General features: G+C 43.8%; 18 protein-coding genes. 7 read left to right on the forward strand and 11 right to left on the reverse strand.

Annotation, left to right across the window (positions count from 1 at the left end; genetic code table 11):
• Positions 1-46 precede the first annotated feature (46 nt).
• From rsgA to IDJ76_RS11595, 3 genes are all read left to right on the forward strand, one after another.
• Complete coding sequence (gene rsgA, locus IDJ76_RS11585; protein ID WP_191163478.1) at positions 47-964, forward strand: ribosome small subunit-dependent GTPase A; 918 nt, start codon at positions 47-49, stop codon at positions 962-964.
• Positions 965-1,070: 106 nt separating this feature from the next.
• Entirely contained in the window at positions 1,071-1,529 is a 459-nt protein-coding gene (gene dtd, locus IDJ76_RS11590; protein ID WP_191163479.1) for a D-aminoacyl-tRNA deacylase, read from the forward strand.
• A gap of 72 nt (positions 1,530-1,601) precedes the next feature.
• Entirely contained in the window at positions 1,602-1,928 is a 327-nt protein-coding gene (locus IDJ76_RS11595; RefSeq protein ID WP_191163480.1) for a nucleotide pyrophosphohydrolase, read from the forward strand.
• Between the two features lie 109 nt (positions 1,929-2,037).
• On the opposite strand, the gene IDJ76_RS11600 is transcribed toward IDJ76_RS11595, so the two are convergent.
• From IDJ76_RS11600 to IDJ76_RS11615, 4 genes are all read right to left on the reverse strand, one after another.
• Entirely contained in the window at positions 2,038-2,751 is a 714-nt protein-coding gene (locus IDJ76_RS11600) for a 2-phosphosulfolactate phosphatase (protein ID WP_191163481.1), read from the reverse strand.
• Positions 2,752-2,838: 87 nt separating this feature from the next.
• Positions 2,839-3,918, reverse strand: coding sequence for a glycine cleavage system aminomethyltransferase GcvT (gene gcvT / locus IDJ76_RS11605; RefSeq protein WP_191163482.1), 1,080 nt, complete (start codon positions 3,916-3,918; stop codon positions 2,839-2,841).
• Positions 3,919-4,012: 94 nt separating this feature from the next.
• The gene (locus IDJ76_RS11610) at positions 4,013-5,209 is read right to left on the reverse strand and encodes a glycosyltransferase family 4 protein (RefSeq protein ID WP_191163483.1); all 1,197 of its coding nucleotides are present in this window, start codon (positions 5,207-5,209) and stop codon (positions 4,013-4,015) included.
• 54 nt (positions 5,210-5,263) lie between these two features.
• On the reverse strand, positions 5,264-5,866 hold the full coding sequence (locus IDJ76_RS11615; protein ID WP_191163484.1) for a ribonuclease HII: 603 nt from the start codon (positions 5,864-5,866) through the stop codon (positions 5,264-5,266).
• Between the two features lie 115 nt (positions 5,867-5,981).
• Here IDJ76_RS11615 and IDJ76_RS11620 point away from each other — a divergent pair, with 115 nt between their 5' ends.
• Positions 5,982-6,458: a DUF4920 domain-containing protein gene (locus IDJ76_RS11620; RefSeq protein WP_191163485.1), complete on the forward strand. Its 477-nt coding sequence runs from the start codon at positions 5,982-5,984 to the stop codon at positions 6,456-6,458.
• 74 nt (positions 6,459-6,532) lie between these two features.
• Here the strand turns inward: IDJ76_RS11620 and IDJ76_RS11625 are convergent, their stop codons facing one another.
• The 7 genes from IDJ76_RS11625 to panC all read right to left on the reverse strand — a co-directional run bounded on the left by IDJ76_RS11625 (position 6,533) and on the right by panC (position 13,972).
• A complete protein-coding gene (locus IDJ76_RS11625) occupies positions 6,533-7,228 on the reverse strand; it encodes a hypothetical protein (RefSeq protein ID WP_191163486.1) in 696 nt (231 codons plus the stop codon).
• Positions 7,229-7,326: 98 nt separating this feature from the next.
• On the reverse strand, positions 7,327-10,143 hold the full coding sequence (carB, locus tag IDJ76_RS11630) for a carbamoyl-phosphate synthase large subunit (protein ID WP_191163487.1): 2,817 nt from the start codon (positions 10,141-10,143) through the stop codon (positions 7,327-7,329).
• Positions 10,144-10,307: 164 nt separating this feature from the next.
• Positions 10,308-11,027 (reverse strand): sterol desaturase family protein, encoded by a 720-nt coding sequence (locus IDJ76_RS11635; RefSeq protein ID WP_191163488.1) that lies wholly within the window; start codon positions 11,025-11,027, stop codon positions 10,308-10,310.
• Positions 11,028-11,096: 69 nt separating this feature from the next.
• Positions 11,097-11,663, reverse strand: coding sequence for a Crp/Fnr family transcriptional regulator (locus tag IDJ76_RS11640; RefSeq protein ID WP_191163489.1), 567 nt, complete (start codon positions 11,661-11,663; stop codon positions 11,097-11,099).
• A 48-nt stretch (positions 11,664-11,711) separates the two neighbouring features.
• On the reverse strand, positions 11,712-12,683 hold the full coding sequence (locus IDJ76_RS11645) for an energy transducer TonB (protein ID WP_191163490.1): 972 nt from the start codon (positions 12,681-12,683) through the stop codon (positions 11,712-11,714).
• 16 nt (positions 12,684-12,699) lie between these two features.
• On the reverse strand, positions 12,700-13,050 hold the full coding sequence (gene panD / locus IDJ76_RS11650; protein WP_191163491.1) for an aspartate 1-decarboxylase: 351 nt from the start codon (positions 13,048-13,050) through the stop codon (positions 12,700-12,702).
• 91 nt (positions 13,051-13,141) lie between these two features.
• The gene (gene panC / locus IDJ76_RS11655; RefSeq protein ID WP_191163492.1) at positions 13,142-13,972 is read right to left on the reverse strand and encodes a pantoate--beta-alanine ligase; all 831 of its coding nucleotides are present in this window, start codon (positions 13,970-13,972) and stop codon (positions 13,142-13,144) included.
• 153 nt (positions 13,973-14,125) lie between these two features.
• On the opposite strand from panC, the gene IDJ76_RS11660 reads away from it, so the two are divergent.
• The 3 genes from IDJ76_RS11660 to glmS all read left to right on the forward strand — a co-directional run bounded on the left by IDJ76_RS11660 (position 14,126) and on the right by glmS (position 18,299).
• On the forward strand, positions 14,126-14,950 hold the full coding sequence (locus IDJ76_RS11660; RefSeq protein ID WP_191163493.1) for a glycogen/starch synthase: 825 nt from the start codon (positions 14,126-14,128) through the stop codon (positions 14,948-14,950).
• Positions 14,951-14,968: 18 nt separating this feature from the next.
• Positions 14,969-16,372: a DUF4270 family protein gene (locus IDJ76_RS11665; protein ID WP_191163494.1), complete on the forward strand. Its 1,404-nt coding sequence runs from the start codon at positions 14,969-14,971 to the stop codon at positions 16,370-16,372.
• 91 nt (positions 16,373-16,463) lie between these two features.
• Positions 16,464-18,299 (forward strand): glutamine--fructose-6-phosphate transaminase (isomerizing), encoded by a 1,836-nt coding sequence (gene glmS, locus IDJ76_RS11670; protein ID WP_191163495.1) that lies wholly within the window; start codon positions 16,464-16,466, stop codon positions 18,297-18,299.
• The last annotated feature ends 43 nt before the right edge of the window (positions 18,300-18,342 follow it).

The following is an 18,342-nucleotide window of genomic DNA, read 5'->3' on the forward strand; positions in this document are numbered from 1 at the left end:
TATTTATTTTTTAATTGCCTGTTTATCTTTCCTAAATTGCGCCCATATGCAGGGGCTCGTCACTAAATCAACTGGAAGCTGGTACCAGGTTAAATCCGGCGATCAAACTATTGATTGCCGCATCAAGGGAAAATTTCGCACCAAAGGCATTACTACAACTAACCCTTTAGCCGTGGGCGATATTGTGGATTTTGAAATGGAGCCTGAGCAGGAAAGTGGTGTAATCACTAATCTTACTCAGCGGAAGAATTATATTATCCGTAAATCTATCAACCTGTCTAAGCAGGCGCAGATCATCGCTGCAAACCTCGATCTTGCCTTATTGGTGGTTACACTGGCTTCGCCGCGCACTTCATTAGGTTTTATCGACCGCTTTCTGGTTACAGCTGAAGCTTATGGTATTCGCGCTTGTTTGATCTTTAATAAACTTGACCTTTTTAGTGATGAAGGGTTAGAGATCCTTGCCGACTATCAGGCCATTTACGAGAATATCGGATATCCCTGCTACTCCGTCTCGGCAAAAGACGGCACCAATATCGATGTGGTACAAAACCTGCTTAAAGATAAGGTAACGCTCTTTTCCGGCCACTCCGGGGTAGGTAAATCAAGTTTGATCAACGCTTTATTGCCAGATCTCGACCTGCGTACCCATATGGTATCCGACTGGAGCGACAAGGGTATGCACACCACTACCTTTGCCGAAATGTTTGACCTGCCACAAGGCGGATACATAATCGACACTCCCGGTATACGCGAATTAGGCGTTATTGATATAGAGAAGCAAGAGCTTGGGCACTTTTTCCCCGAGATGCGCGAACTGATGAACCAATGCCGTTTTAACAACTGCAGGCATATTAATGAGCCAGGTTGCGCAGTGCTGGCAGCTATTGAGGCAGGAGATATCGCTCTATCCCGCTACGATAGTTATTTGAGTATTTATAACGGGAACGATACGAGGGCTTAAGAATAGCCCCAGGATTATTAGAATCAGGAAACAAGATAGGGGCTCTTTTTACGAATTTAAATATTGTCTTGATTCTTATATCTTGACTTCTTTAATCTATTAAATTATGCGGGCGATATTACAACGGGTAACCCAGGCCTCATGCACGGTTAATGGTAACATTACAGGGCAAATCGAGCTTGGCTTTTTGGTGCTATTAGGAATCGAGGATGCCGATACAGAAGACGACCTGCAATGGCTGGCTCAAAAAATAGTGGGCATGCGCGTGTTTGGCGATGAGAATGGTTTGATGAATAAAGCCTTGGCCGATGTTGGCGCGGACATTTTGCTAATTTCGCAGTTTACACTTTTTGCACAAACTAAAAAGGGGAACAGGCCTTCATTTATCAAAGCTGCCCGGCCGGAAAAGGCTATCCCACTTTATGAAAAGATGATTAGCACACTCGAAATGCTTACAGGCAAGAAAATAGCTACCGGAGTTTTTGGTGCAGATATGAAGATCAGCCTGCTAAACGATGGGCCGGTTACTATCATCATGGATACTAAGGATAAAGAAAATCATTAAAAAAATTCACGCTAAGTCGCAAAGGAAAGTCAATAGCGTCTTTGCGGCTTAGCGCGAAATTAAATTATTATCATGCATATACAAGAAGCACAGCACGCCGTTGATAACTGGATCAAAACTACCGGCATTCGCTATTTTAACGAACTGACAAATACAGCCATTTTAATGGAAGAGGTTGGTGAGGTAGCCCGTATAATGGCAAGGCAATATGGCGAGCAGTCCTTTAAAAAATCAGACCTCGACGTTAACCTTGCTGATGAAATGGCTGATGTGCTGTTTGTGCTGATTTGCCTGGCCAATCAAACGGGTATCAACCTGACCGATGCTCTGGAAAAAAATATGCAAAAGAAAAGCATCCGCGATGCCGACAGGCATCAAAATAACGAGAAGTTGAAGTAGCGTGTTCACGTTCACAACATGAACATTGTGAACATTTTTAAAATTAAGATTGTCAATAGATTACGAAATTGCGTTAAACCTATTCAGTACTCTTGTGTCTGAAACGGATTTATACTAATCTTACCAACTTCTCTCCTTCCAAAACCGGGATAGCGGTCGTTATGTCAATCTTTAAGCAAAACGCAATGTCTCTTTCGATCCCTAATTTTTTCAGCCGTTCACCGTGCGATGTTTTACTAAGGTATTGGCCAATATCGTTTTTACCCAGCTGGAATAAGTCGTTGGCGGCAATAGCAGGGTCGTCCAGAATAAAGCCACTTGGTTTCAACTGCTCCACAACCGCACCGGCATACAGCGTATCTTCCAGATTAAAGTTATTTTTCCAGCCGGCGCAAACCAGCAGAATGTTTTCATTCTGGGTTTTTAGCCAGTTGCAAAGTGCAGTCAAATTCAGGAAAGAACCGATTACTATTCGTTTTGCACTACGCGATAAATGCAGCGCGTGCGTGCCGTTAGTAGTGGTCAGCACAACGGTTTTGCCCGCAACCTTTTCGGGCGTGTAAGAGAATGGCGAATTGCCAAAGTCAAAACCATCAACCACTTCACCGTTACGCTCGGCAGCTAACAGGTAGTTTAAACCTTTTTCGCGGTAAGCGGCACACTCATCTACTTCTGATACCGGGATAATAGCTTCTGCGCCGTTCTCAATGCCGTAGCAGATAGAAGATGTAGCGCGGAAAATATCAATTACCACCACAATATAATTTTCTACATCATAAAGGGGAATCAGCGCAGGGGTAAGGCAAACGTCTAAAGTTTTCATTGGGTCATTGGGTCATCGAGTCATTAGGTCATTAGCCTCGGCGGTTTGCAAAGTAAAATGACTCGATGACTAATGAAAGAGAAAATTCTATTTATAAAACGGTGGCTTAACAACTTTTGCCTTTACTTTAGTATCGCGGATGCTGATGTAAATTTCGCTGCCTTCTTTGGCAAATTCATTTTTCACATAGCCCAAGCCGATAGCTTTTTGTAAAGATGGCGATTGTGTACCTGATGTTACTTTACCAATGGCATTACCCTCCGCATCAACAATAACGTAATCATGGCGAGGGATACCACGGTCGATCATTTCAAAGCCGATCAGTTTGCGTTCCACACCAGCTTGCTTTTGTGCTTGTAAGGCTTCTGAGTTGGTAAATTCCTTACTAAACTTCGTAACCCAACCTAAACCGGCTTCTAACGGCGATGTGGTATCATCAATATCGTTCCCGTAAAGGCAAAAGCCCATCTCTAAACGTAAAGTATCGCGCGCTGCCAAACCAATTGGTTTAATGCCAAAAGGCTCGCCTGCTTTAAATACTTCGTCCCAAATAAATTCGGCGTGTTCGTTATCAAAATAGATCTCGAAGCCACCGGAACCGGTGTAACCCGTTGCCGATACGATTACATTATCGATACCCGCAAACTTGCCCTTTGTGAAAGTGTAATACTCCATTGATGCCAGGTCGATATCGGTTAGGCTTTGCAACGCATCAGCTGCTTTGGGGCCCTGCACTGCCAATAACGATGTACGGTCAGATATATCTTTCATATCCACACCTTCGGTATTGAATTTAGAGATCCAGTTCCAGTCCTTTTCTATGTTTGATGCGTTAACAACCAGCATATAGGTTTTGTCATCTATCCGGTAAACCAGCAAATCATCAACTATGCCGCCATCCTCGTTAGGCAGGCAGGAGTACTGTACTTTCCCATCGTATAATTTCGAGGCATCGTTACTGGTAACACGTTGGATAAGGTCTAGTGCTTTATCACCTTTCAGGATAAACTCGCCCATGTGGCTTACATCAAACACACCAACCGCTTTACGCACGGTTTCATGTTCGGCATTAATGCCAACATATTGCACCGGCATATTGTAACCCGCAAAGGGTACCATTTTAGCGCCTATTTTCGTATGTACGTCGGTTAAAGCAGTATTTTTCATGGTTGTTTAGTATGGGGGCAAAAATAGTAAAATAAAGCCTCTTCCCAACCCTTCTCCTTTAGGAGAAGAACTTAAAAAGTAATAAAACCGTAGTTTACATGATCGACTTGTAAAATAGCGTCAGGCTTTTAGAAATGCTATCTATATCGTGTTGCTGCACTACCAACTTACGGGCATTGCGCCCAATTTCACGGCTGAAACTTTCATCGCTGATGCATTTTGTAATTGCGCTAAAAAACTCGTCGGTGTTATTGGCAATCAGGATATTGGTGCCGTTTGAGTAATTGATCCCCTCGGCACCCAAAGAGGTGGAGATGATACATTTTTGCATGGCCATACCTTCCACAATCTTTACCCGCATACCCCCACCAGAAAGCAGCGGGACGATCATGATAGATTTGCTGTTCACAAATTCAAGCGCATCATCTACCTCACCCTGTATAAATACTTTGCCCGGTACTTCGTAATCGTCGTAACTCTCCGGGATATTATGTCCTGCTACATAAAATTTAACCTTTAGGCGGCCATCTATCAGGTCTTTATGGAAGTTGTCTATAAACCACTCAATCCCTTCTTTATTGGGCAGCCAATCCAGCGACCCTAAAAAGAACAGGCTTGGAAATTCGGTTTTAGTATCGTCCGGCTGATATTTAGAAAGATCTAATCCAATAGGTAATACCGTGATAGGGGTTTGTGAGCCCCGCTCTACGATTGTGTTACGGTCCTGAACAGTAAACACCACAACCCCGTCAAATTTATCGCGCAAGCCGTACTCATACGCTTGAATGCGGCGGGCTATTAAATTGAGGTACCAGCGTTTAATGGGGTCGCTTTTTTGCTTGGCCAGTTTTTGCCAAACCTGGTGCTCGATATTGTGTGCACGGAAAACAAGTTTAGCTTTAGACGCCCTGCGGATGGCCGACAAGTAAGGGACTAAAAATAATCCTTCAAATTGGATAATGTCGTAATCCTGCGTCTGGATGTTTTTTATCAACAAAGCTTCAAAACCGGCATTGTAATATTTATCAATATTATAAGGGTTGCGGGTAAACAGGTTGCTAATGGCTTCCAGTACGGTAAGGCGGGTGTTGATATCGTACTCTGTATAGCTGATCTTGTCCAGCAATTCATCCCTTTCGGTTACTTTACCACTACGTTTTTTTACGTTGATGGATATTAACGATACATCGTGCCCCAGGCTTACCAGCCCTTTTACCGTATTGCCAACAACAATGGGGTAACCGCCATTCTGCGGAAACGGCACACGGTGTGTTAATATCAGGATCCTCAAGATGAGTAAATAATTGGTTGCCCAAAGGTATTAAACCTTGCAGGGATGGCAAAGTTAATCCTCAAAAATGCGGAGTTGCGGACTGGTTACCCTAAAAGTTTTACGATGATAAGGCGTGTGGCCTAACTCCAAAACCATTTTGCGGTGGGCAATAGTGGGGTAGCCCTTGTTACTGTGCCAATTATACTCAGGGTGCTCCCGCGCTATTTGCTTCATATAATCATCACGGTAGGTTTTGGCTAATATTGATGCTGCCGCGATGCTAAAATATTTACCGTCACCTTCTATAATGCAAGCGTGTGGCGTAGCGCCATATTTATTAAAACGGTTACCATCAATGATAAGAAACTGCGGTACGCACAAGAGTTTTTCTATAGCCCTGTGCATAGCTAAAAAAGAGGCGTTCAGGATGTTGATCTTATCTATTTCAAGGTTATCGCACCATGCAACAGCGTGCGCGATGGCGTTATTTTCAATCTCTTCCCTAAGCCGGTAACGCACATCCTCATTTAACTGCTTCGAATCATTTAAGAGCGGGTGTTCAAAATCGTGGGGCAAAATTACAGCGGCGGCAAATACGGGCCCGGCAAGGCAACCCCGCCCGGCTTCGTCGCATCCGGCTTCAATAAATTCGTGTTGGTATCTGGCTAATAACATGTGCCCGGGCTTAATCAATAGTTTCAACAAATATCTAAAAATAAGCTATTGGCAGGCAAACCTGTTGAAAATAAAACAACAGCAAACCAACAACTGCTATGCGTGTTATAACGCTATGCAAACGATAAAAAGTGCCTTAATGCTCATGATATGTTTTAGCTGCACAGTGGTGGGCTACGCACAAAAAAAGGTTGCCCTGCCTCATGGAATGGTATACGGCACTAAGCCAAGTGTTATTGCACCTATACCCGCCAGCACGCTTGAACGTACCATGGGGGGCAAGATCAGGCAGACTACTGCTGTTAGTGGCAAGATTATCAAAGTTACTAAAGAAAAAGGCGGCTGGTTTGAAATGGATGCCGGAGCAGGCAAAGTGATCGCCGCGCATTTTGCCAACTATAATGTAACCCTGCCCAAACAGCTTGCGGGCCGTACCGTAATTATTGAAGGTGTAGCGCAGCGGGTTCTTAATCCAACCGACTTACAACACTTTGCAGGCGATACTGTTAAAGGAGCAAAGGAACACAAACAGCAACCGGATGCTAACCGCCGGTTAACCTTTGAGGTGCAGGGTTTGATGATAGATAAATAACTCTCAGTTTATCAAAAAAAATAGCGACACATTTTTGATGTATCGCTATTCAGAATAATATCGCTAAAAATTAATCAAGCAAATTTTGCCTGCTTGGTTAAAACCGACGGCTCTACATGTAGGTAATCGGCGAAAAGTTCCTTCACTTTTTGGTTCACTTCGGTGCGGTTAACGGTCGATGCGTCGCGACGACATTTTAAATGATGCTCACGCGCAATCTTTTCGCTCAGGTCGCCAAGTGTTTTTACTTTAAGTTCTTTACCAAATTTGCCGGCCAATATCAGGCCAACAATAGCTATACCACCACTTATGTACCCCGCGATAGCAAAAAAGTACGTGAGCACTATTGAAGCAAGCAATAACGAACCAAATGCCCAGATGATCCATTGCTTTGGTTGCAGCAGGTTCATGTGAAAGCCCATCTCTGCTTCAATATCTGCAACAACCTCTATGCGGTTATCTCTCGGGAAAAGCTCGCAAAGTTTAGTTTGCGGTTTTAACTCCGATCTGTCTACCGGGTTTTTAGCATTAATGGCGTTGCGCAATTTGTAAAACGCCTGTTGCGTGGTGCAACTGTCTGCGTGATGTTGTTTGATCTTGTTAACTACCAGGTCGCATAGTGCGCCAAAGGTTTTTACGCCTTTGAGGTCGGTATCAGCAAAATTGATATCAAAAGAACGCTCTATCTTCAATAACACATCACCAATGTCTTCTGCATCAAAATTATTCAGATTGATAACGTTGGTGGTACTCTTTAAATTAAGTTTCAATACTATAGAACTAAATTAAACCATCATTGCCGCCCAAATTCAGGGGGCGACAAAATCCCTCTCTCTATCTTCAATTCAAAACTGGTGCCAGTGCCGAATTACTTACTCAAATACATTGATTTTTCTTTGTACAGGTGCCTGAAATAAGGATCCTGCAAGTCAGGTATAAACCTGATGGCTTCCCCTGTCGATTTCATTTCGGGGCCAAGCTCCTTATTTACTTCCGGGAATTTATCGAAAGAAAATACCGGCTCTTTTATCGCATAACCCTTCAGCTTTCGCTCAATGGTAAAGTCTTTTAATTTGTTAACGCCTAACATCACTTTTGCCGCAATATTAATGTAAGGCACATCGTACGCTTTAGCTATAAACGGCACCGTACGTGATGCGCGCGGGTTAGCTTCTATCACGTAAACCTTGTCATCTTTTACCGCGAACTGGATGTTTAATAAACCGCGAACGTTTAACGCGCGGGCTATCTTGGCAGTATATTCTTCCATCTGGCTGATCACGCTGTCGCTCAGATCAAATGGTGGCAATACTGCGAATGAATCGCCTGAGTGGATACCCGCTGGCTCGATGTGTTCCATTAAACCAATAATGTGCACGTCCTCGCCATCATGGATACAATCTGATTCTGTTTCTGACGCACGATCAAGGAAATGATCTATCAGCACCCGGTTGCCGGGTAAATTTTTCAACAAATTGACCACCGCTTTCTCCAGGTCTTCATCATTGATCACAATGCTCATGCCCTGGCCGCCTAACACATAGCTTGGGCGCACCAAAACAGGATAACCTACCTCATGTGCAACCTCAATAGCCTCTTCGGCACTTTCGGCTACACCATATTTAGGGTAAGGAATCTCTAATTCTTTCAGCAGATCACTAAAACGGCCGCGGTCTTCGGCAATATCCATATTGTCGAATGAGGTACCGATAATTTTGATGCCATGCTGATGCAGCTTCTCGGCCATTTTCAAAGCGGTTTGGCCGCCCAGCTGAACAATCACACCTTCCGGTTTTTCCAGATCGATGATCTCGCGCACATGCTCCCAAAAAACGGGCTCGAAGTACAGCTTATCGGCCATATTAAAATCGGTCGATACGGTCTCCGGATTACAGTTGATCATGATGGCCTCATAGCCGCTCTCTTTAGCAGCCAATAAACCATGTACGCAGCTGTAATCAAACTCAATGCCCTGGCCAATACGGTTAGGGCCCGATCCTAATACGACGATCTTCTTCCTATCAGATACGACAGATTCGTTCTCACCCTCGTAGGTAGAATAATAATACGGTGTTTTGGCAGCGAATTCTGCAGCGCAGGTATCCACCATTTTGTACACCCGTTTAATGCCCAGGGCCTTGCGGCGCTGGTAAACATCCTGTTCGGTAACGTTACCTAAAACATAAGCTATCTGTGTGTCAGAAAAACCGCGTTGTTTCAAAGTGAAGAAGAAATCCTCCGGGATATTATTTAAAGAGTATCGGCGCAGTTCAATTTCAATATTTACCACATCCTGGATCTGGTTCAGGAACCAGCGGTCTATCTTGGTTACCTTACGGATAGACTCGATAGGTACGCCCAGGCTCATGGCATCATAAATATGGAAAAGCCTGTCCCAGCTTGGGTGCTCCAGGCTGTGCATAATCTCGTCCAGGTTGCGGCTTTGGCGGCCATCGGCACCAAGCCCGGCGCGGCCAATCTCCAGGCTCTGGCAGGCTTTCTGTAAAGCTTCGATAAAGCTGCGGCCTATACCCATTACCTCGCCAACCGATTTCATGGTCAAACCCAGCTCGCGGTTAGCGCCTTTAAATTTATCAAAGTTCCAGCGGGGGATCTTTACAATCACATAATCCAGCGTCGGCTCAAAATAAGCTGATGTGGTTTTAGTGATCTGGTTTTCTATCTCATCCAGGTTATAACCTATGGCCAGCTTTGCAGCTATTTTAGCGATGGGGTAACCTGTTGCCTTTGATGCTAATGCCGATGAGCGCGATACCCGCGGGTTAATCTCGATAGCGATAATGGTTTCATCGGCAGGGTTAACTGAGAATTGCACGTTACAGCCACCTGCAAAATTACCAATGGCACGCATCATTTTGATGGCTTGGTTACGCATTTCCTGGTAGCAGCGGTCGCTCAGGGTCATAGCCGGTGCTACGGTTATCGAATCGCCGGTATGGATCCCCATCGGGTCGAAATTCTCTATCGAACAGATGATGATCACGTTATCGTTACTATCACGCAACAACTCCAGTTCATATTCTTTCCAGCCTAACACTGCCTGCTCAACCAAAACCTCATGGGTTGGTGATGCCTGCAGGCCGCGGCTTAAAGCGGCGTCAAAATCTTCTTTTTTATGCACAAAGCCAGCGCCTTTACCACCCAGCGTATAGCTTGGACGGATAACCAGCGGGAAACCAATCAGCTGCGCGGCCTCTTTACCTTCTAAAAACGAGTTGGCAATTTTTGATGGCGCTACGCCCACACCTATATCAACCATTAACTGGCGGAAGGCTTCGCGGTTCTCGGTCTTTTCAATAGCGGCGATATCAACCCCCACTATTTTAACACCGTATTTTTTCCAGATGCCCTGCTCGTCGGCCTCAATACAGAGGTTTAGCGCAGTTTGGCCGCCCATGGTAGGCAGCACGGCATCTATTTTTTGCTCTTGTAAGATCTGCTCGATGGATGCGCAGTTAAGGGGCAGCAGGTAAACATGATCGGCAATAACCTTATCCGTCATGATGGTGGCGGGGTTACTGTTGATAATGGAAACGGAAATACCCTCGTCTTTAAGCGAAAGTGCGGCTTGCGAACCCGCATAATCAAACTCACACGCCTGGCCTATAATAATAGGTCCTGAACCAATGATCAATACGGATTTGATGGAAGTGTCTAATGGCATAGGGCTCTTTTTAAGTCAAAAAAGTTAAAATTCAAAAGTTAAAAATGGATGGTCCATTTAACGTAAATCCTATGCGCTGAAAGGCGAAAAATCCCGACCTCAGCGTCGGGGTGCAAAGATAGTAATTACAAGGTATTCTGCATTATTTTTGTAAAAACATAATATTAGCTTTTGTGTACATCTTTAAACTTAAGCATATCGGCCAGTCGTAATTCCTTTTCAGTATCAAATCCGCAAGAGGTTGTAAACTCCCTGGGATTGCTGTAGGTGCCAAAAAGCATATCCCACCAAACAATATCGCCGTAGTTACTGGTGTGTTTATTATATTCGTGATGGATGCGGTGCATCTCGGGCCGCTGAAAAATATAACCTACCCACTTGGGGGTTTTGATGTTAGTGTGATAAAAGAATTCACCCAAAGCGGTGCATAAGGTATAAACCGCGCCGGCTTCCACACTTAAGCCTAAGAGGGTGAACACCAGCAGGCTGCCGATGATGGAATTAACCGTCATCTCCAACGGGTGTTTATAAAATGATGTGATCACCTCTATACGCTGCGCGCTGTGATGGATCTGATGGAAACGCGTCCATAAAAAGTCGCTTTCGTGGCGCCATCGGTGCCACCAATAAAATATAAAGGTCGCTATAACGTAAGCCATGATCCCCCCGGCCCAGGCGGGTACGTAAAGCGACAAATGGAATACGGATACTGACGACAACCATTTTTCCCAGCTTAGGCCGGCAATGGTTACTACAGCTAATTGAATGAAGTTTATCCCTAACACCCGGATAGTCCAGGTAGGGACCTGCGGCAGTTTCCAGCCTGGTGCAATTTTTTCGATGACGAAACAAATGGCGAAGCAAATTAAAATTACGGTAAGCATAACGTTGTGTTTTTGTTTCCGTAAAGTTGTTCCGAAAAAGAAAGGATTCTTTTGACTTTAGTCAAATAATCATTTAGCCCTGATGCGGCTTAAGGTTTCCTGTTTAACGCCCAAGTAAGTGGCTATTTGCCCTAAAGAGGCAACCTGCGAAATATTTGGGTATTGCGCCAATAGTTTTGCATAGCGCTGTGAAGCAGTAAGTGTTTGCAGATCTATTGCGCGCTCTTCGCTGCGGATGTAATACAGTTCGGTAATTAAACGCCCGGTAATGTTGAATGCGGGGAATGCAAGGTACAATTGCTGCAACTGATCCCAACTGATAGATTGCAACACGCAATCTTCTAAAACTTCAATATTTTCAAAAGATGGTTTGCGCGAGAAGAAACTGTAAACAGATATAATGATCTCCCCGCTACCCATAAACCAACTGGTGTAAGGGTTGCCGTCTTTGTAATAAAAAGCCCGTACAAAACCCGCCTTAATAAAATAGATCCGGTGTGATACCATCCCGGCTTTTAAAAGCAGTGCTTTTTTGGGGACCGCTTCCTCGATAACTATAGACTGAAACTTTAACTGTAAATCAGCCGGAAGGATCTGAATAGCATTGAGCGTATTAAAGAGATTAATCAGATCCATAGCGTAAATAATAGGAGCACAAACCCACTAAGGCCAAATGGCTGTTCACTACCTGCCATAAGTTGCTAACGCAAACTGGATAGGCACAGTATATTCAATGTTAACCGGAATGCCATATTTTGTAGCCGGAGCCCATTTTGCTGAAGTACCCATTGCCCTGGCAGCCTCGTTATCTAAAGATTTTTCTACTGAATTTATCACTCTAATATTAGATAAGGAGCCATCTTTATTAACTGTAAACTTCAAAATTACCGTTCCCTGAATATTCCTTTCTCTTGCGGCAGCCGGATACCGTATAGCCCTGGCGAGAAACATCCCAAACCCGGCATCTCCCTTAGCGAATGCAGCCCTTGTGACACGGGCATTAGTATAGTTGAGCGTTTTGCCGTTTTTTACAGCAACGCCCGTTATCAACACACCATTAACATATTTTTCTGTAAACGTAACGGTGTCCTTTTTGTCAGCGCCTTTCCAGTCGCCGGTCCTTTTGCCGTTTTCAACAGGACCTTCCTCTGTTGCCTCCGTAAAATCGTCATTATAACCCGTATAGTAACCTTTACCTTCAACAACTTTTGCTACCCCTAACGAGTCGTAAGCTTCTGTAATAAGCGAAGTAGTATCAACGTCATTCCCAAATTTCACTACTGCAGGGTACTTTTTCACCACATGTACTTTGCCATTGGGGAAATATTCAAAAAGTTCATTTATCAGCCTCCCGGAATGATAATTAGTTATTGATTTACGTTTCCCATTTTTAAAGAATGTTAGGCATGTTCCCTCAAATTTAACCGGCTCTACCCGGCTGGATTTACCAATTAGTTTCTGCTTGCCATCAAGGTAATAATCCAGCACGTCATACAAACCTTCGCCTTCTTCTGGTTCGCGCACTATGCGCAAAAAATCGGCGCTGTCTTTCGTGTTAACCATTTCGCCGTTATTCTTTAATAAATAAACATTTTGTTTTTGTGCACAGCAAAGCAGGCTGCTAACTAAAAGGGCAGTGGTAAAAAGCAATTTCATACGATAAACGGTTAATTTATTTGATCAGCTTATTATTAGCATCCGGGAAGATCAGGATAGGTTCGTAACCCCGGGCCTCTTCGGCTTCCATGTAGGCGTACGACATGATGATCACAATATCGCCAACCTGGGCAAGCCTTGCCGTTGCGCCGTTAAGGCATATCGTGCCGCTGCCACGTTCGCCCCTTATTACGTAGGTTTCAAAACGGGCGCCATTGTTATTGTTTACAATCTGCACCTTTTCATTTGGTATGATGTTAGCCGCGTCTATCAGGTCTTCATCTATGGTAATACTGCCAACGTAGTTTAATTCGGCCTGTGTTACCTTAACACGGTGAAGCTTTGATTTTAATACCTCAATAATCATAACGCAAAGGTAGGGAATTATTTAGTCCGCAGACAATGGTCAATAGTCCATGGTCCGTAAAATATATCAGACATTATGAAGACGATGCCGGTTATTTAATAATCATGTTGTCTATCAACCGGGTTTTGCCCACTTTGGCAGCGGTGAGCGCCACAATGGTTTGCGAATTTTCATTAGCCGGCAAAAGCGTTTTTCCATCGGCCAGTTCAAAGTATTCGGGTGTTACACTAGGCTCTGTTTGCAAACGTTCCATTGCCTCCTGTTCCAGTTCGAATATCGCTTTGCTTCCAAAATTTTCCTTTGCCCAGTTCAATGTGCGGGAAAGCACCAGGGCGTGCAATCTGTCGTCGGCAGATAAATGGATATTTCTCGAGCTCATGGCCAGGCCTTCCGGCTCGCGCTCAATAGGGCTCATCACCATTTTCACCGGGAGGTTTAACAGATCAACCATGCGGCTTACTACCATAAACTGCTGGTAATCCTTTTGGCCAAGGTAAAGCGTAGTTGGTTTAACAATAGTGAGCAGCTTGTATACCACCTGAGTTACCCCCTGGTAATGCCCCGGTCGAAACTCGCCCTCCAGCAAAAACTCCAGCTGGCCAATATTTAAATGCCATTGCTCATTGTCATCATAAACCTCGGTTACGGGCGGGTTAAACAAAACATCGCATGTGGCTGTGGTAAGTTTGTCTATATCGGCCTCGATAGGGCGGGGGTAACGCTCCAGATCTTTCGGATCGTTAAACTGGGTTGGGTTTACGAAAATGCTGCAAACCACCAGATCATTATTCTGCTTTGCCTGCGCAATGAGTGATAGATGGCCACTGTGCAATGCGCCCATAGTGGGCACAAAGCCAATAGTTTTGCTGTTCAGCGAAGCTAAATACTGCTGTAAATCTGTACGGGTGGTAAAAATCTTCAATGTAAATGATATTTAAAAACCGGCGCAAAGGTGGTTATTTGATTAAAAATAACCAAACGGGCTTGCACATGTGGTTGCCAGTTCATATTATAATGCTTATATTTGCACACTCAAATTTTTTGACTTCTTTACATTTTAAAATTCTGATTAGTGATGGGTAAATCTAAGCTTTTGTTCATAACTCATGAAATGTCTCCTTTTCTGGAACTCACAAAAATTGCCGAAATAACACGCCAGCTTCCGCAAGCAATGCAGGAAAAAGGTTTTGAAATACGCATTTTAATGCCACGTTTCGGTAACATCAATGAGCGCAGGAACCGTTTGCATGAAGTTATCCGTTTATCGGGGATGAATATTATTATTAATGATAATGATAATCCGCTGATCATCAAAGTTGCTTCTATTCCGGCAGCACGTATGCAGGTTTACTTTTTAGATAACGAAGAGTATTTTCAACGCAAGCATGTGTTTAATGACAAAGACGGTAAATTTTATGCCGATAATGATGAACGCATGATTTTCTTTTGCAAAGGTGCATTAGAAACCGTAAAAAAATTAGGCTGGGCGCCAGATGTTATTCACTGCCATGGCTGGATGAGCGCATTGGTGCCGGCATATTTAAAAACCACCTACAAAGACGATCCTACCTTTAAAAACTCAAAAGTAGTTTACTCCATTTATGATAATGAGTTTACCGAGAAAATGGATGCTGATTTTGCGCGCAAAGCCGTAATGGGTGATATGACCGAAGCACATACCGAAGCTTACAAAGAAGGCACTAACACTGCAATGTACGCGGGTGCAATTCAGTACAGTGATGGCATTGTATTAGGCAGTGCAAATATTAATGAAGATGTGTTAAATAATGTTAAAAACAGCAATAAATCGGTATTAGAATACGTTTCCACTTCAGATTTCGAAAATTATTACAATTTTTACGACGAAATTACCAATGATGAATTGGTGCATGTTGCATAAAGCTTTTTAAAACTATATATGAAATTTTCCAAATTAGGCTTATTAACCCTGTTAATAAGTCTTTTTATTTTGAGCAGCTGTAAAAACCAGGATTCTATTGGTTTAGGCGTTGATGCCGGTAGCCAACTGAATGGCACTTTAATGGTTGACAGCAATATACTGGTAACTACCTTGCCGGAAGACACTATTGCAACCGGGGCATTAAGTTCCACCTTGTCCAGAACAGTGCTTTCTTACTTTAAAGATCCGGAATTGGGTATTACGGAGGGTAACATCGCCGCGGGCATCACCCTGCCAAGTGGTATTGCTTACACACTGCCCACAGGAACCATTACAATTGATTCATCGATTTTAGTGTTGCCTTATACTAATGGCTTCTACGGCGATTCACTCACCTCGAAATTTAAGCTGGATGTGCATCGCTTAAACGAGCCAATAACAAACGGTACGGCTTACTACAACAATAAGGCCTGGGCTTATGATGCCGCCGTTATAGGAACTAAGACATTTACCGCCCGGACGCACGACACTATAAAGATACTTAATATTTTAAAGGGCCGGTCTGATACGCTTATTAAAGTAGCACCGCAATTGCGTATCCCTATTAGCCAGGCGTTTGTTAACACCTATTTGCTTGGCGACGAAGCCGCTGCCTTCCGCCTGTCAACTACGGCCTTTCAAAATGCTGTAAAAGGGCTCTATTTAACTTTTGATAAAAATGCAACTACGGGACCGGGGGGGAACATTCCTTTCAATTTAGATTCTCTACGTATTTCGGTTTACTACAAAGTTAACAATGCAGGGGTAATTGACACCGCCATGACCAGCATGCCGGTTATAATAAATACCCATGCCGTTCAAATTAAGCATACTTATAGCGCTAAGGTACAGGCTGCACTTAATAATACGTCAACAACCGGATTATTCTATTTACAAGGTGGAGCTGGTTTGAGGGCCAAGATAACCTTTCCTAACGTTAAGAACACTTTTTCAAATGTGGGTAACGTGGTAATTAATCGTGCCGAGCTGATCATAAAACCTGCACCGGGTACAACAATTCCCTACAGGCCGTCGCAAAGATTAACCATGTACACGTCTGATTTGGCTAAACAGCGCATCCGGATACCGGATGCTTCGACCGCGGATGCCCGCGGGCAAAACGCAGGGCAAACATTTGGTGGCTATTATAACTCCGCTACGGGAGAGTATCACTTTACTGTTACCGGTTTTATTCAAGATTTAATAAGCGGCAAAATAACTGATAACGGCACTTATATTGCCCCTGTCAATCCGGTATCAAGCACCACCAGCGGTATAGATATTGCTCCAACCGCGCAATATACCGAACGGTTAATTTCTTTTGGTAAAAACAACCCAAGCCGCATAAAGCTGAATATCATTTACACAAAAATTAATAAGTAAGCCATCTTTAACATCCGTGTTTATTAAGTTGATAAGCACTGATTTTATGCTTTTACTGTTATTTTTGTCCACATTATTTAAATGAATATTTATGTGTGGAATAGTAGGATATATAGGTTACCGGGATGCTTATCCAATAATTATTAAGGGTTTACATCGCTTGGAGTATCGCGGATACGATAGTGCCGGTGTCGCCTTGGCAGATAACGGCTTGAAGGTTTACAAAAAGGCCGGCAAGGTAAGCGACCTGGAGAATTTTGTTAAAGACATTAACTTGTCAGGCTCGGCAGGCATGGGCCATACGCGTTGGGCCACGCACGGTGTACCCAGCGACCGCAACTCACACCCGCACTCATCAGGTGATAGGAAGCTTACCATCATCCACAATGGTATAATAGAAAACTACGCGGTGTTAAAAGAAGCTTTGGTGGCAAAAGGCCATACCTTTAAAAGCGATACTGATACCGAAGTACTTATCCATTTTATTGAAGACATCCAATTAGCTACAGGCAAAAACCTGCACGAAGCAGTTAGGCTTGCGCTTAACCGGGTGGTAGGTGCTTACGCTATAGTGATCATGAGTGCCGATCATCCCGATGAACTGATAGCAGCGCGCAAGGGCAGCCCGATGGTTATAGGCGTAGGCAAGGGCGAATATTTTATTGCATCAGACGCAACACCTATTGTTGAGTACACTAAAAACGTAATATACCTTAACGATAACGAGATAGCCTATATCAAGCGGGACGACCTCCTCATCAAAAATATCGATAATACTATTCAGGAGCCATATATTCAGGAACTTGAATTAAAGCTGGAAATGCTTGAAAAAGGCGGCTACGATCACTTTATGCTCAAAGAGATATACGAGCAGCCGCGTTCTGTAAGAGATTGCCTGCGCGGCCGTATCTACCCAACCAAGGGCATTGTACAATTAGGCGGTATAAAAGAGTATGTAGAAAAGCTTAAGAATATCGACAGGATCATTATTGTAGCATGTGGTACATCATGGCACGCCGGTTTGGTTGGCGAATATTTGATAGAAGAATATGCCCGCATACCAGTTGAGGTGGAGTACGCTTCTGAGTTCAGGTATCGTAATCCTATCATCACTTCTAAGGACCTGGTAATAGCCATTTCCCAATCGGGCGAAACAGCTGATACAATGGCCGCAATTGAGTTGGCTAAAGAACGCGGCGCTACCATATTTGGTATTTGTAATGTTGTAGGCGCGTCCATACCGCGTTTAACCCATGCCGGTGTTTATACCCACTCGGGGCCGGAAATTGGCGTTGCATCAACCAAGGCCTTTACCGGGCAGGTTACGGTATTAACACTTATGGCCTTTTATATAGCGCAGCAGCGCGGCACTATTACCCAAAGCAAATTTGTGGAGTATCTAACCGAATTAAACGAAATACCTGAATTAATTGAGCAGGCGCTTAAATGTAATGACCAGGTTAAAGTGATTGCAGAGCGATTTAAAGATTCAACAAACTGTTTATTCCTGGGGCGTGGCAGCTCGTTCCCGGTTGCATTAGAGGGTGCTCTTAAATTAAAAGAGATCTCTTATATCCATGCCGAAGGTTACCCTGCTGCGGAGATGAAGCATGGTCCGATAGCTTTGATAGACGCCGAGATGCCTGTTATATTTATAGCCACTAAAAACTCATCGTATGAAAAAGTGGTTAGTAACATACAGGAGGTTAAGGCCCGTGGCGGTAAGATTATCGCCATTGTATCTGAAGGCGATGTTGATGTGAAAGAGATGGCAGATTATGTAATTGAGATACCGTTAACCGGCGAAACATTTGTACCGCTGCTCGCTACTATACCTTTACAATTATTATCTTACCATATTGCGGTTATGCGTGGCTGTAACGTCGACCAGCCCCGTAATCTGGCAAAATCGGTAACGGTTGAATAATTTGGACCGATACTTGTTTTAAGTTCCCAAACTAAAACAAATT

Source organism: Mucilaginibacter glaciei, assembly GCF_014773245.1.
Taxonomy (GTDB): domain Bacteria; phylum Bacteroidota; class Bacteroidia; order Sphingobacteriales; family Sphingobacteriaceae; genus Mucilaginibacter; species Mucilaginibacter glaciei.

What these genes read in the sequence shown, in the direction of transcription:
- IDJ76_RS11595 (WP_191163480.1), top strand. Translation starts at nt 1,602, where the DNA reads ATGCATATACAAGAAGCACAGCACGCCGTTGATAACTGGATCAAAACT.
- IDJ76_RS11600 (WP_191163481.1), bottom strand. Translation starts at nt 2,751, where the DNA reads ATGAAAACTTTAGACGTTTGCCTTACCCCTGCGCTGATTCCCCTTTAT.
- IDJ76_RS11620 (WP_191163485.1), top strand. Translation starts at nt 5,982, where the DNA reads ATGCAAACGATAAAAAGTGCCTTAATGCTCATGATATGTTTTAGCTGC.
- IDJ76_RS11660 (WP_191163493.1), top strand. Translation starts at nt 14,126, where the DNA reads ATGGGTAAATCTAAGCTTTTGTTCATAACTCATGAAATGTCTCCTTTT.
- IDJ76_RS11645 (WP_191163490.1), bottom strand. Translation starts at nt 12,683, where the DNA reads ATGAAATTGCTTTTTACCACTGCCCTTTTAGTTAGCAGCCTGCTTTGC.
- glmS (WP_191163495.1), top strand. Translation starts at nt 16,464, where the DNA reads ATGTGTGGAATAGTAGGATATATAGGTTACCGGGATGCTTATCCAATA.
- IDJ76_RS11615 (WP_191163484.1), bottom strand. Translation starts at nt 5,866, where the DNA reads ATGTTATTAGCCAGATACCAACACGAATTTATTGAAGCCGGATGCGAC.
- dtd (WP_191163479.1), top strand. Translation starts at nt 1,071, where the DNA reads ATGCGGGCGATATTACAACGGGTAACCCAGGCCTCATGCACGGTTAAT.
- rsgA (WP_191163478.1), top strand. Translation starts at nt 47, where the DNA reads ATGCAGGGGCTCGTCACTAAATCAACTGGAAGCTGGTACCAGGTTAAA.
- carB (WP_191163487.1), bottom strand. Translation starts at nt 10,143, where the DNA reads ATGCCATTAGACACTTCCATCAAATCCGTATTGATCATTGGTTCAGGA.
- IDJ76_RS11665 (WP_191163494.1), top strand. Translation starts at nt 14,969, where the DNA reads ATGAAATTTTCCAAATTAGGCTTATTAACCCTGTTAATAAGTCTTTTT.
- gcvT (WP_191163482.1), bottom strand. Translation starts at nt 3,918, where the DNA reads ATGAAAAATACTGCTTTAACCGACGTACATACGAAAATAGGCGCTAAA.
- IDJ76_RS11640 (WP_191163489.1), bottom strand. Translation starts at nt 11,663, where the DNA reads ATGGATCTGATTAATCTCTTTAATACGCTCAATGCTATTCAGATCCTT.
- panD (WP_191163491.1), bottom strand. Translation starts at nt 13,050, where the DNA reads ATGATTATTGAGGTATTAAAATCAAAGCTTCACCGTGTTAAGGTAACA.
- IDJ76_RS11635 (WP_191163488.1), bottom strand. Translation starts at nt 11,027, where the DNA reads ATGCTTACCGTAATTTTAATTTGCTTCGCCATTTGTTTCGTCATCGAA.